The organism is Leptotrichia sp. oral taxon 847 (assembly GCF_001553645.1).
GTDB lineage: Bacteria > Fusobacteriota > Fusobacteriia > Fusobacteriales > Leptotrichiaceae > Leptotrichia.
The window spans coordinates 779465-792172 of sequence record NZ_CP014231.1 but is presented as its reverse complement, the minus strand read 5'-3'; the positions used below and the strand labels follow the sequence as shown (position 1 = coordinate 792172).

Below are 12708 nucleotides of genomic sequence, written 5' to 3'. Positions count from 1 at the left end.
TTTTGAAACAGGTTTATAAAAAAGAAGGGATAAAATTTGGAAGAGAAAATAATATCAATAGATATTGTGTTATTGGTGGTTATGCTGTTTTTCACGGCATTTTTGTCGGCGGCAGAATCGGCTTTACTTTCACTAAAGCAAATCCATTTAAACAATGGAGACAATGAAAAAAATGTAAAAGAGGGAAAACTTTTGGAGCTGTGGTTAAAAAATCCAAATGAGCTTCTGACTACACTTTTGTTTATAAAAACGATTTCATATTCTTTTATGATTTTTTTTGGAATAAATTTGATAAAAAAATTTTTTGAAAAAAATTTATATTTTTATTTAGTATTTTTTATTCTTTTAGTAATAATTTTAGTATTTACGGAAATGATTCCAAGACTAGTCGCAAGAGCGAAAGTGTATGAGATTTCAAAAGTTGCGATAATTCCGTTAAATGCGTTAAGAATTTTACTAAAACCGATTGTTTTACTTTTTATTCACATTTCACGATTTGTTATGAAATTATTAAAAATAGAAGTAAAAGAACAGATGTTTGAAATAACGGAAGAAGAAATTTTGACATTTGTAAAAGCGGGGACGCAAAGTGGAGCGATAGAAGAAGGCGAAGAAGAAATGATTTCAAGTATAATAGGCTTTGCCGATATGACAGTAAAAGAGATTTTAACGCCTAGAAGGGATGTTTTTGCGCTGGATTCTGAAAGTAAATTAAAAGATGTCTGGAGTAAAATATTGGAGCAGGAATTTACACGAATTCCAATTTATACGGGAACAATTGACAATATCGTAGGAACAGTTCATATAAAAGATTTACTTCGCTATGCCAATGACAAAAATAATGAAAATCTTTTGTTAAAAGAATTTATGAAAGAAGCATATTATGTACCGATTACAAAAGCACTGGTAGAACTTTTAGAAGAATTTAAAGTAAAACAGTTGCATATGGCAATTGTAATTGATGAATACGGTGGGACGCAAGGAATTGTAACGATTGAAGATTTATTGGAAGAAATCGTTGGAGAAATTAGAGATGAGTTTGATAAGGAAGAAGAGAGTATCCAAAAAATTCGGGAAAGAATATTTGATGTAAAAGGTGATACGCTTATTGAAGAAATAAATGAAAAACTCAACTTAGATATTCCGTTATCTGAGGAATACGATACGGTATCAGGCTATATTCAAGATAAGTTGGGAAAAGTAGCGGAAGTCTTTGATCAAATTAAAGGCGATGGATTTGTTATGAAAGTCATAGATACAGATAATAAAAGAGTGGAAAGAGTTCGGATTGTTATTTTAGAAAAAAAAGAAGAAGAATAGGAGAAGCAAAGAATGGAAGAGATGAGACCTCGTATAAGAGTGGCAGGGATTCTTATTGAAAATGATAAAATCTTGTTAATTCAGCACAGTAAAAATGATAAAAAATATTGGTTAATTCCCGGCGGTGGAAACGATTGGGGTGAGAGTACTAAAGAAGCTGTAATTCGGGAATATAAAGAAGAAACGAATATTGACATAAAAGTCGACAAATTTTTATTTTTTTCCGAAACAATTTCGCCAGATAAAAGTAGACATGTATTAAATTTATTTTACAGCGTTCACAGAGAAAATAAAAACGATGAAGTTATAAAATTAGGTGATGAAGCTGTACTTTCAGATTTAAAATTTTTTAAAAAAAGTGAACTGGAAAATTTGACAATTTATCCAAATATTAAAGAAAATCTTATGAAAATAATGGATGGTCAAAAATTTGAATGTTATTTAGGAAATTTGTGGAATGATTAAAAATTATGTAAAAAATACGATAGAAAAAGAGGACAAACAATGGATAAAAAAGAAAAAGAATTTGTTAAAAATTTGGTGAGAAGCGTAAATGACTTTCCCGAAAAAGGTGTAGTCTTTAGGGACATTACAACTGCTCTAAAAAATAAAGAAGGACTTCAAATTGTGATAAAAGACTTTACTGACAGATACAAAAATAAAGGAATTGACTATGTTGTAGGAGCCGATGCGAGAGGGTTTATTTTTGCTTCTGCAATTGCTTATAACATTGGTGCGGGGTTTGTTCCAGCAAGAAAACCAGGAAAATTACCCGCTGAAGTTGAAAGTGTGGAATATAGCCTAGAATACGGTAAAAATAGTATAGAAATTCATAAAGATGCTTTTTCAAAAGGTGATAAAATTTTAATAGTGGATGATTTGCTGGCAACTGGTGGAACTGCCAAAGCGATGGTCCAATTAGTAGAAAAATTGGGAGCCAAAGTTGTGGAATTGGCATTTATGATAGAACTTTCCGATTTAAAAGGAAGAGAACTTTTAGACGGATATGAAGTGTATTCTCAGCTAACTTATTAACAATAAAAAAAGTTTATTATAATCTAAAACAAAGAAATTAGGAGTATACTTATTTGACTTGAAAAAGAAGAGGAGGAATAAAAATGAAAATAAAAAAATATATACTAGTATTCTTAGTTATGGGTTCAGCACTTAGCTTTTCATCTCCAAGAAGATTAAAAAGATTGGGAAGAAGAATTTCAAATATAGTTAAAAAGGATAAAGACAAAACAACTGACAGAAAAGGCGTAGACAGCATTTTTAAAAAAGTAGATAAAAAGAAAAAAGATAAAAAAGACGATAAAAATGTCAATCGAGCTGGAATAGACGACGCAATTGGTAAGAAAAAAGCTAGTGAAGATACATCAAAAGTAAATGTTAAAAACACACCAGAATTTAGTCGTTATAGAAAAAATAAATAATTAGTCTATGTCTAAAGCATTAATTTACCTAGTTTAAATTTTGAAATTTTGAGAAAATTTGTAAAAAACAAAAAAGGATTGAAGATTATACTTCAATCCTTTTTACTTTAGTTATATTATTTTATATTTTTTGATGAGATAAGTTTTACAGTTGTTACAAGAATGTAGATAAATACAATGTAAGGTATTATGTCAAATTTGTGTAAAAGTATCCATAGTAAATCAAAGAGGAATATTAATATCGAAATTTTTAAAAATGAAAATATTTTCTTTATCAAATTTAATTTATAACCGGAAACTACAGGTCTAAAAACTTTATTAATCTTTTTTGAAAAAATATTTAAAACAATTATTGAATACGACAGTGTTTCAGATTGAATACCAAATTTCCAAAATATAGCCATTGTCAGTCCCATCATCATTCCATAGTAAAATTTTCCAAAAGAATATGTTGGACTTGTTGGCGTATCTGTTGCCATAAAAATTCCTACTAACATAAGTCCACCCATTGAAATTTCGGCTTCTTTTACAAAAGATGAAACAAGAAAAACTGTGCAAAATAAAGCTACTGGTATGTGCCACGAAATTCTATTTTTTATTAATAGATAAGTTCCTCCAGCAATTAGTGCCAGTATTGAGACTTCTCCTATTGAACCTGTTGGATTTATTAACAATTTGTCAAGATAATTTGTAAGATTGTTGTCAATTATAAAAGAAAATATTTTTAGTTCTGATATATTTAGTGAATTTCCAGACCATATCGCAGGTGAGGACATAATAAGTGGGAAAAATACCGTCATAAACTCTCTTCCTACAACAGCAGGATTTAATCTATTTTTTCCGATTCCACCGAAAATTAATTTTCCAAAGATTATCGCCATTGCAGCACCAAATGCAGCTACATAAATTGGAGTGTATGGTGCCAGTATGAATGCCAGTAAAATCCCTGTAACTATAGCTGACAAGTTTTTTATGCTACTTATTTCGTTAAAAAAAATTTTTGAAAAAATAGTTTCTGTCAAAACTGCTGACAAAATACAAATTAATATGATTAAAAATGAAGATAATCCATAAACTAAAATTGAGATTAATATTGCTGGCGTAAGAGCTAAAATTACGTCGAACATTACAGTTTTTATATCATCTCCTGTTCTTAAACAAGGCGTATAACTATTTTTTACTTCCATTATTTATTTACCTCCATTTTCATTAAATTTTCTTTTCCAGTTTTTTTATTTCCAAAACTTTTGTTATATGTTTCATTGAATCGATTTTCATTATATCTTTAATCATTTTTTCTCCAATTTTTTATTTTTTATAGTTTAAAATTTAAAAATTTTTTATTTAATATATTTTAAAAATCCGTAAGTATAATGTATTTTCCCATTTTCTTCTATCAAATATCCTTCAATTTTTATCAATTTTTAATTGAAGTTGATTTTTCAGGATTTTTTGTTTCAGTTGAATTTGTTTTTTTCTCCTCACCAGTTTTTTTCCCGGTATCTTTATTCTCTTTTTGATTATTTGAATTATTTATATTTTCTGAATTTTTATTTTCCACTTTAGAAGAAGTTGTTTTTTCGGACTCTTTTTGTTCGACAGTTGAATTATTATTTTTTGAATTTTCTTTCAATTTTGAAGAAATTGAAGATCTCTTAAATCGTTTTTTTTCTTTTTTTACAGAATTATCAGTCTTTTCTTCTGAAGAAATTGCTCTTTCAGAGGATTTATTTTCAATAGTTGTCCCGTCTACTAAAGAATTTACATTTTCAGAAGAATTATTTTCTGTGGTTATTTCAGTAATTTTGGATTGCTGTCTAGCATAGTTTCCCCATAAGACAAGAGTTATTGCACCTAAAAATAATATTATTTTTTTTATAATTTTCATTTTTTTCCTCCATTTAACCTGTTTATCAAAATATTATATTCCATATTTCTTTATTTTACCTTTGTTTCATTTTTTTTATTTATTTACGTATACAAAAATAATTTATATATATTTTTATAACTTATTTTTTAAGTTAAAAAATTAAAAAAGTGTCTATAATTTTTATAAGTTTCAAATAAAACTGATAAGATGTCAATTTATTTAGAAATCATACAAAATTTTGAACACTTTTAATTTAAATTATTTTTTTAGAATTTCATTTTTTTTGTTTTTTGTATTTACTTTAATTTTAGATATTTTATTTATTAATCTCACAAGTCGGAATCACTATCGAACAAAAATCATCATTATTTTGATAACTTGTACATTGAGAAATCAAAAGTAAAACAGATATTAATAAAATTATTATTTTTTTCATTGCTTTTCTCCTTTAAATTCAAAATTATTAATTAAACTATTTCCTAAAAATCCTGAAAATAATCCTATCCCAATTCCTGCCATTACATCGGTGGGAAAATGTACGCTTAGATACAATCTTGAAAGTGATATTAAAATAGCTAAAATCAGTACGCCAGGAAAATATTTTTTAATATCTTTATAAAAAATATAAACCATTGTAAAAGCTGATGCTGTATGTGCCGATGGAAACGAAAAACTACTTGGTTCCGGGATTAATAAAACTATGTCTTTTAAATATTTAAAAGGTCTTGTTCTATGAAAGAAAGGTTTTAAACCAACATTAACTATCAGAAGAAATATAATAAGTGCTGCTGCTGCTTTTAAGCCTGTTTTTCTTGTTTTTTTATTTATTAAAAGCCATATGGTTATTACTACCCAGATTGTATTTCCTAAATCTGTAAAAAAAATCATAATTTTATCTAAAATCGGCTCATGGATGTGGTATAGTGCTTCAATTACTAATAAATCAAAATTTTGCAATATATTCATTAAATTTCACCACTTTCTTTTTTCTCAAACCATTCAAAAAATTTTTCTATTCCATCTTCAAAATCTGTTTTTGGACTATAATCAAGAAGTTTTTTGGCTTTGGAAATATCAGCGTATGTCATCGGCATATCTCCTTTTTGAAAGTCGCAAAATTCTAAATCAGCTTTGTAGCCTGAAATTTTTTCCATTGTTTTTACCATTTCCATAAGAGTTATCACTCTGTTGTTTCCGAGATTAAAGATTTCGTAACATTCATTTTTTTGGTTTATAAAGTTTATTGAAGCTATGATTCCTGCGATTATATCATCAATATAAGTATAGTCCCGTCCTGTCTTGCCATCTCCATAAATTGATATTTTTTCATTGTATTTCAGTTTTTTTGCAAATTTATGAATAGCTAAATCTGGCCGCTGTCCTGGTCCATAAACTGTAAAAAATCTGAGCATTACGACTTTTATACTGTAATTTTTGTAATATAGATACGCCATTTCTTCGCAAGTTTTTTTAGTTAGAGCATAAGGCGATAAAGTTTTTTTTATGTCATCGTTTTCTGAAAAAGGAAATTTTGGTGTATCTCCGTAAACTGAAGATGAAGAAGCACAGACAAAATTGTTAATTTTAAATTTTTTACATAATTCCAATAAATTTAAAGTTCCTTTTATATTTGTTTCTTCGTAATCCAATGGTTTTTCAAAAGATGGTCGCACTCCAGCTTTTGCTGCTAAATGCACGATTCCGTCAAATTTATAGCTTTTAAAAACTTCTTTCAAATCATCGAAATTTCTGATGTCTTTGTTTAATAAAATCATATTTTTATCTGCATTATTTATAAAGTTGACAAATTCTTTTAGATTTTTTTCTTTTTTGTCATATTTTATTTGAAAAGAAGTATTTGTTGCTTCACACAAATTGGAAATTTTGATTTTGTAATCATAAAAATCGTCAAAATTATCTACTACAATTACTTTAAAATTTTCTGATAATAATTTTTTTACAAGATGGGATCCGATAAATCCCGCTCCACCTGTGATTAAATAAGTTTTCATTTTATTTCAATTTTCCTTTCTTTATATTTTTTTCTATTTTTTCTGTATTTTTAATAATAAGTAAATTTCTTATATAAACGATAAATCCAAATAATTGTCCCAAAGTAAAGACAATATCTTTTCTGTAAATTGCATAAATTAATAAAAGAAAACTTCCAAAAAGGCTTAAAAACCAAAATGAAATTGGAACAACGCTTTTTTTTCTTTTTTCGCTCGCAATCCATTGAACTAAAAATCTTGCAGAAAACATCAGTTGTCCTGCTAATCCTAAAATTATAAATATTTTTTCCATTTTATTTTCTCCCATTTAGTTTTATTTTTTTTCTATGTAAATATAGTTTGAATCATAATTTCTCGCATCTGTCATTTTGTTTATTTTACTTATATTAAATCCTGCAACAAAAGTAACTATTGGAAATAGTAATCCCAAAAATATAAATCCTACTTTTTTTCCAGCTTTTAAAAATAATAATAAACTTACCATTCCTATATTGAATAGTGAAAAAATAGAAATTACTTTAAATGGAACAAAATCTCTTGAATTTGAGAAAATCATAACGATTGGAGTTACTATAAAAATAGAAATTGTTATGAAAAAAGAATATTTTTTGTTTCAAAAGGGATTTTTTTATAATTTATAGCCGTCAAAATTCCAATTGGAGTTACAATTGGAAGTAAGTAAATGACAAGTTTACTACTTGAAACTGACAAATAAAATAATGTTGAAAAAATCCATATTAATAGAAATTTTTCAAAATCGCTCGTATTTTTTTCTTTAATCCAAGAAATGATGGATTTATACATCACATACACCGAATACACAGTCCACGGAAATACTGTCATTGGTAAAGTATATAAATAATAATAAAACGGTCTTTTATGGGCAAAAGCTTTCACTGCTCTTCCAAAAAGTTGTTTAGAAAATAATTCATTAATGAAAATATTTCCTAAACTTATGTAGGCTGGAATTATCCAAAATAGGACAAATGCTAGAATTATTGATAATCCTTTGTAAAATCCTACCTCTTTTAAAGAATATTTTTTTGAAGCTGTAAATTTGAAAAGAATTATCACTAATAATGGAGTCAAAAGTCCTACAATTCCTTTAAATAAAAAGGCAAATCCGATGTAGACAAAAGTTATCCAATTTTTTTGATAATCATTTTTTTCATAACATTCAAAAAAATTTAAAAACGATAAAGCTATGAAACAGCTAAGATAAATGTCCATTCTAACTACGATTACAGAAATATATTGAAGAATTCCTGTAAATGTTATAAATATTGACATTATAGCAATATTCTCGTCAAATTTTATTTTTAAAAATCTATATAATTTTATGAGTAAAAAACTTTCAATAAATATGTTAAAAATAACAATTCCGTAAGTATAATAATTTCTAAAAATAAATTTTGAAAAGATAATTATCCAAAAGAATAACGGCGGTTTATCCGTATAAAGTTTTCCAGATAAATAATACACAAATGGATTTTTATTTTTTATTATATCTTGAGCAATATACAAATATTTTAATTCATTTCTCTGAGTAAACATTCGATTAAAAAGTGGTAATGTTACGAGAATTAGCACAATTGGGATAAAATATTCAAATTTAAATTTTAGTTTTCTTCTTTTTAACTTAAAACCTTTGTAAAAATTGAATTTAGTAATTTTTTTTGTCGGCAATTTCATAGTCTATTCTCCTTTTTTTCATCCATCTCACGGCAAAAACATCTTCAAATCCGACAAATAGTCTATTAAAAGTCGTATATTTCGATTTTCCATAAATACGGTCGTAATGCGGTACTGCTATTTCAATCACAGAAAATCTATTTATTTTTGCAAGTGTGGGTAAAAATCTGTGCATTCCTTTATACAGGTAAAAAGATTTAACAACTTCTTTTTTAAATACTTTTAAAGGACAACCTGTATCGCGAATATTGTCTTTTGTAATAAAATTTCTAAATGAATTTCCAACTAATGAAGCCAGTTTTCTGTAAAAGCCGTCTTGTCTTGTCGCACGCATTCCGTTTACCATATCATATTCCTTTAAATATGGGATAAGAAGAGAAATATCTTTTGGATTTGTCTGCAAATCTCCATCCATTGACACGACAATATCTCCGCTGCAATACTTAAATCCTGCCGAAAGTGCCGCACTTTGTCCACAGTTTTTCTTAAAAAAAATAGGTTTTAAATATTTTTTATCTTTTGACAATTTTTCAAGAATCTCCTTTGATTTATCGGTACTCCCGTCGTCAACTAAAATAAATTCATATTCACTATATTTCCCTTTTACCGCCAATTCCAGTTTTTCCACTAAAAGAAGTATATTCTCCTCTTCATTAAAAATCGGTACAACAAATGATATTTCCATAATTTTTCCTCCTTTTTTAAAATTTATAATAAAAGAGCATTAATTTCTCCCAATCGGATAATAGTGAAAATAATTTCTAATATTTTCATTATCTGAAAACATATTTCTAAAATCAAAAAAATAATTACTCTTCATAACATTTTTTATTCTCTCTAAATCCATATTTTTAAATTGTTCCCATTCTGTAGTCAAAATTAGACAGTCTGAATTTTTGGCACATTCATATTCATTTTTACAGTATTTAATACAATCTGAATAGTTTTCAAGTTCTTTTTTTGTCTTTTCCATCCCTTGAGGACAATAAACTTTAATTTTTGCTCCTAAATTTATCAATTTTTTTATTATTTTTATCGCAGGGGATTCCCTTATATCGTTAGTTTCTGGCTTAAATGACAGTCCCAAGATCGAAATCGTCTTATCTTTTGTACTTCCAAGTTTATTTTTTATCTTTTTTATCAAAATATCTTTCAAATCATTATTAAATTTCACAGCAGAATTTACAATACTCATCTCACAGTCATTATTTTTCCCAATGTTTAGTATCGCAAGAGTGTCTTTTGGAAAACAGGAACCTCCAAAACCAAGTCCCGCATTCAAAAATTCATTTCCAATTCTGTGGTCAAATCCCATAATTTTTGAAACATCTTCAATATTCGCTCCTATTTTTTCAGAAAGCATCGCCATTTCATTAATAAATGATATTTTTACAGACAAAAACGCATTTGAAGAATATTTGGACAATTCTGCCGTTTCAAGATTTGTAAAAATTATTGGAATTTGTTTTTTTAAAAAGTATTCATAAATTTTATAAATTTCTTTTTTTATTTTTTCTTTATTATCATTTTCATCAATTCCCACAACAATCCTATCAGGATTTAAAAAGTCATAAACAGCCTTTCCTTCCCTTAAAAATTCAGGATTTGAAATAACTGATACATTAAGATTACCCATATTTCTTTTTTTTAATTCATCTAAAATAATTTTTTTGATTTTTTTGTTTGTTCCCATCGGAACAGTTGATTTTGTAATAATAAGGCTATCTTTTGAAAGAAATTGAGCTAAATTTTTAATTGCAGCCGTGATATAATTCAAATTTGAACTTCCATCAGCCAAAGGTGGCGTTCCTACCGCAAGAAATATCACATCAGCATTTTTTATCCCAGAATTATAATCCAAAGTAAATTTAATTTTCCCGTTTTTCAATGACTTTTTTAAAGTTTCTTCCAATTCTGGCTCATAAATAGGCGATTTTCCCTGTTTTAACGTTTCAATTTTTACTTCATCATTATCAATACAGACAACATCAAATCCTAAATCCGACATTACAACACCTTGAACTAAACCGATGTATCCTGTTCCGATTATCGTTACGTTCATAAAAGATCCTCCTATAATTTAATTTTTAATTTTATTTTTAAAAAAGTTTACATTTTTATTTCTTCTATAAAATAAATATAGCACGAAAATATATTTAAAAAATGAATTTAAACTGAATAAATATTATAAAAAAAGAAATTTGAAAAACTGGAATTTATCTTTTGAAAGATTTTAGCTATTATTCTTTAAATTTTAAATTATTTAACATATTTTATGCTTAAAAATTATAAATTAATCGGTACATACATAAGAAAATTTGCAGTAGCAAGATTTTTAATTTTTTTCTTTAAACAGATATTTACATTTGTATATGATTAATGTTAAATAATAAAAAAAAGGAACAGAAGTTGGAATAAACAAAAATTCATTATGGATGACTATATGCCAGATGAAACGTATAGATTATTTAATGATAAAACTACTACAAGTTTAATGAATAAAATTATAAATAGATGGACAAATTTTATTAAAGGGAAAAATATTAATGAATGAAAAAAGATAGACTAAGAGAACGTAAAATAGTAGACTTTAATCTATTTAATACTGAATTTACAGCATTAGAGAATACTAATTTATTTACTTTTTCATATGATAAGATAAAAAAACTAATGGAATACAATATCAATATAACAATACTAATTCAATATAGAGATACTTTTGATAATGTAGGTAATGTACTAGCTTCTGGTTCACAAAAATCTTCAAGAAGAGAATTGATTGGCGGAAATCCTTTTGGAATAAAAACACGAAAAAGAGAAATAAAGATTAATAAAACTTTAAAGTCACTAAAAGAAATGGAAAACGAAGTAAAAACAGAATTGCCTAAAAGAAGATAGGAGTAATAAAGATGTTAAAAAAAATTATGTTAATAGTCTTGATAACTATAATAGCACTGTCTTTTAAATTGTTAATAATAAATAACTTTTTTGTTCTTAAAAGTTTTTATTGGGATACAGTTTCTTATAATTGGAGAGAAAGAGATTATAGGCTTGAGGGAAAAGAAGGATGTAAAATATTAGAAATCGGTAAAAAAGGAATATATTATTATGGAAAGGTTAGTTCAGACGGTATAACAATATACAGAGAAGGATATGATTTATATTCTTATTGTAAAAACGAATACTTTTTAATAAATAAAAATGAAGGATTAGATAGGGGGATTTATTATAAAAATAAGAAAGATATTTTAAATATTACAAAAGAATACAAAGTAAAGAAACCGTATAACTTTTTTATGTTTTCTATATTAAGATAGTTGTTTATTTATTTTAATTAAAGAAGATTGGTATTTTTAAAGATAAAAATTGAAAATAATCATTGTTGTAAGACAGGAGAGTGTCCAGAATTTTGTGTAAACTCAAAATATAATATATGGTGCAGGATGATAAAAATATCATCCTGTTTTTAAATTTCTATTTTTTTATTTTTATAATTTAAAGTATTTGCCATTATATCTTTTTTAAGATTCCAATATTTGTTTTTCTGTCATAAGAAAATAATCTTGTTTTTCTAATTTTTTCTTTATTTCCAAATATCTTTTTATGTACAAATTTTGCGATAAAATATGAAAGAATAACACTTGCAACAACATCAGTAGTCCAATGTCGCACTAAATAAATACGGCTCATTCCTACTAAAATTCCTAAGATGAATAACGGTATTTTGATAGTTTTGTTTTTTATAACAAAAGATAAAATCCAAATTGTTCCCCAAATAGTAATTGTATGTCCTGATGGAAAAGATACATAATTTCCTTTCCAAAATGAACTATTTTTAATCAAAGTCATAATTCCATAAAATTTATCAGGATTTATAGTTATCGATGGTCTTGCTCTTGCAAACAATACTTTCATTATATTTACTGTAATTTGAGTGGAAAGCAAAGTAAAAATTAGTGCTAAAATATATTTTTTTAAATGATTGTATTTCTTTTTATTAATTAAAAAAATCAATAATAACACAACTGTCAGCAGCAATTCAAAGTATCCTTCTCCAAATTTAGTAATAAAATGGAAAAAATTTTCAGTGCTTTCTGAATGATGAAAAATACTAGATTTTGAGATATATGATAAATGTTTAAAAAAGAATCTGTCAATAAAAAAAATATTAGTAGTTAATTGCAACAAAATCACCTTCTCCTTCTTTGTTTTTGTTAAAAAAATTTTTTTATTTCTTTAAAATTAAGATATAATATTTTTGATAATTAATAATACCACAGAAAATAAATTTAAAAATGAATTTAATCTGAATAAATTTTATGTTAAGTAAAACAAAAAAAGAACTTTTGAAAAGCTCCTTTTTTAGTTAAAATTATCG

The 12708-nt window shown here is 26.1% G+C and carries 16 protein-coding genes; 6 read left to right on the top strand and 10 right to left on the bottom strand.

All coding sequences use genetic code 11. The features are described from left to right. Positions 1 to 36 precede the first annotated feature (36 nt). From AXF11_RS03570 to AXF11_RS03555, 4 genes are all read left to right on the top strand, one after another. Positions 37 to 1320 (top strand): hemolysin family protein, encoded by a 1284-nt coding sequence (locus AXF11_RS03570; protein WP_068154995.1) that lies wholly within the window; start codon positions 37 to 39, stop codon positions 1318 to 1320. 12 nt (positions 1321 to 1332) lie between these two features. Further along, a complete protein-coding gene (locus tag AXF11_RS03565) occupies positions 1333 to 1785 on the top strand; it encodes an NUDIX domain-containing protein (protein WP_068154993.1) in 453 nt (150 codons plus the stop codon). A 39-nt stretch (positions 1786 to 1824) separates the two neighbouring features. After that, positions 1825 to 2355: an adenine phosphoribosyltransferase gene (locus tag AXF11_RS03560; RefSeq protein ID WP_068154992.1), complete on the top strand. Its 531-nt coding sequence runs from the start codon at positions 1825 to 1827 to the stop codon at positions 2353 to 2355. Positions 2356 to 2438: 83 nt separating this feature from the next. Further along, the gene (locus AXF11_RS03555; protein WP_068154990.1) at positions 2439 to 2756 is read left to right on the top strand and encodes a hypothetical protein; all 318 of its coding nucleotides are present in this window, start codon (positions 2439 to 2441) and stop codon (positions 2754 to 2756) included. 116 nt (positions 2757 to 2872) lie between these two features. Here the strand turns inward: AXF11_RS03555 and AXF11_RS03550 are convergent, their stop codons facing one another. From AXF11_RS03550 to AXF11_RS03510, 9 genes are all read right to left on the bottom strand, one after another. Beyond that, positions 2873 to 3943 carry an RnfABCDGE type electron transport complex subunit D gene (locus AXF11_RS03550; protein ID WP_082729374.1) on the bottom strand — a complete coding sequence of 357 codons (1071 nt, stop codon included), beginning with the start codon at positions 3941 to 3943 and terminating at the stop codon, positions 2873 to 2875. Between the two features lie 230 nt (positions 3944 to 4173). Then, positions 4174 to 4644: a hypothetical protein gene (locus AXF11_RS03545; RefSeq protein WP_068154986.1), complete on the bottom strand. Its 471-nt coding sequence runs from the start codon at positions 4642 to 4644 to the stop codon at positions 4174 to 4176. Positions 4645 to 5058: 414 nt separating this feature from the next. Then, a complete protein-coding gene (locus tag AXF11_RS03540; protein WP_068154982.1) occupies positions 5059 to 5592 on the bottom strand; it encodes a phosphatase PAP2 family protein in 534 nt (177 codons plus the stop codon). After that, the gene (locus AXF11_RS03535) at positions 5592 to 6638 is read right to left on the bottom strand and encodes a GDP-mannose 4,6-dehydratase (RefSeq protein ID WP_068154980.1); all 1047 of its coding nucleotides are present in this window, start codon (positions 6636 to 6638) and stop codon (positions 5592 to 5594) included. The genes AXF11_RS03540 and AXF11_RS03535 overlap by 1 nt, the downstream gene beginning before the upstream one ends. 1 nt (position 6639) lies before the next feature. Further along, positions 6640 to 6930: a lipid-A-disaccharide synthase N-terminal domain-containing protein gene (locus AXF11_RS03530; protein WP_018497872.1), complete on the bottom strand. Its 291-nt coding sequence runs from the start codon at positions 6928 to 6930 to the stop codon at positions 6640 to 6642. 21 nt (positions 6931 to 6951) lie between these two features. Then, positions 6952 to 7194 carry a hypothetical protein gene (locus tag AXF11_RS03525; RefSeq protein ID WP_068154978.1) on the bottom strand — a complete coding sequence of 81 codons (243 nt, stop codon included), beginning with the start codon at positions 7192 to 7194 and terminating at the stop codon, positions 6952 to 6954. A 32-nt stretch (positions 7195 to 7226) separates the two neighbouring features. Next, positions 7227 to 8330 carry an ArnT family glycosyltransferase gene (locus AXF11_RS03520; RefSeq protein WP_068154976.1) on the bottom strand — a complete coding sequence of 368 codons (1104 nt, stop codon included), beginning with the start codon at positions 8328 to 8330 and terminating at the stop codon, positions 7227 to 7229. After that, positions 8302 to 9018, bottom strand: coding sequence for a glycosyltransferase family 2 protein (locus AXF11_RS03515; protein WP_156440376.1), 717 nt, complete (start codon positions 9016 to 9018; stop codon positions 8302 to 8304). The genes AXF11_RS03520 and AXF11_RS03515 overlap by 29 nt, the downstream gene beginning before the upstream one ends. A gap of 36 nt (positions 9019 to 9054) precedes the next feature. After that, positions 9055 to 10392: a UDP-glucose dehydrogenase family protein gene (locus tag AXF11_RS03510; RefSeq protein ID WP_068154971.1), complete on the bottom strand. Its 1338-nt coding sequence runs from the start codon at positions 10390 to 10392 to the stop codon at positions 9055 to 9057. A 488-nt stretch (positions 10393 to 10880) separates the two neighbouring features. Between AXF11_RS03510 and AXF11_RS03505 the strand changes: the two genes are divergently transcribed. Beyond that, complete coding sequence (locus tag AXF11_RS03505) at positions 10881 to 11228, top strand: hypothetical protein (RefSeq protein ID WP_068154970.1); 348 nt, start codon at positions 10881 to 10883, stop codon at positions 11226 to 11228. 11 nt (positions 11229 to 11239) lie between these two features. After that, entirely contained in the window at positions 11240 to 11647 is a 408-nt protein-coding gene (locus tag AXF11_RS03500) for a hypothetical protein (RefSeq protein WP_068154961.1), read from the top strand. 193 nt (positions 11648 to 11840) lie between these two features. Here AXF11_RS03500 and AXF11_RS03495 read toward each other — a convergent pair whose 3' ends face one another. Then, on the bottom strand, positions 11841 to 12518 hold the full coding sequence (locus AXF11_RS03495) for a phosphatase PAP2 family protein (protein WP_231724762.1): 678 nt from the start codon (positions 12516 to 12518) through the stop codon (positions 11841 to 11843). Positions 12519 to 12708 lie beyond the last annotated feature (190 nt).

Bases quoted from the DNA above. Each gene is read 5' to 3' on its own strand.
- AXF11_RS03565 (WP_068154993.1), top strand. From the start codon at position 1,333: ATGGAAGAGATGAGACCTCGTATAAGAGTGGCAGGGATTCTTATTGAA.
- AXF11_RS03560 (WP_068154992.1), top strand. From the start codon at position 1,825: ATGGATAAAAAAGAAAAAGAATTTGTTAAAAATTTGGTGAGAAGCGTA.
- AXF11_RS03555 (WP_068154990.1), top strand. From the start codon at position 2,439: ATGAAAATAAAAAAATATATACTAGTATTCTTAGTTATGGGTTCAGCA.
- AXF11_RS03550 (WP_082729374.1), bottom strand. From the start codon at position 3,943: ATGGAAGTAAAAAATAGTTATACGCCTTGTTTAAGAACAGGAGATGAT.
- AXF11_RS03545 (WP_068154986.1), bottom strand. From the start codon at position 4,644: ATGAAAATTATAAAAAAAATAATATTATTTTTAGGTGCAATAACTCTT.
- AXF11_RS03540 (WP_068154982.1), bottom strand. From the start codon at position 5,592: ATGAATATATTGCAAAATTTTGATTTATTAGTAATTGAAGCACTATAC.
- AXF11_RS03535 (WP_068154980.1), bottom strand. From the start codon at position 6,638: ATGAAAACTTATTTAATCACAGGTGGAGCGGGATTTATCGGATCCCAT.
- AXF11_RS03530 (WP_018497872.1), bottom strand. From the start codon at position 6,930: ATGGAAAAAATATTTATAATTTTAGGATTAGCAGGACAACTGATGTTT.
- AXF11_RS03525 (WP_068154978.1), bottom strand. From the start codon at position 7,194: ATGATTTTCTCAAATTCAAGAGATTTTGTTCCATTTAAAGTAATTTCT.
- AXF11_RS03520 (WP_068154976.1), bottom strand. From the start codon at position 8,330: ATGAAATTGCCGACAAAAAAAATTACTAAATTCAATTTTTACAAAGGT.
- AXF11_RS03510 (WP_068154971.1), bottom strand. From the start codon at position 10,392: ATGAACGTAACGATAATCGGAACAGGATACATCGGTTTAGTTCAAGGT.
- AXF11_RS03505 (WP_068154970.1), top strand. From the start codon at position 10,881: ATGAAAAAAGATAGACTAAGAGAACGTAAAATAGTAGACTTTAATCTA.
- AXF11_RS03500 (WP_068154961.1), top strand. From the start codon at position 11,240: ATGTTAAAAAAAATTATGTTAATAGTCTTGATAACTATAATAGCACTG.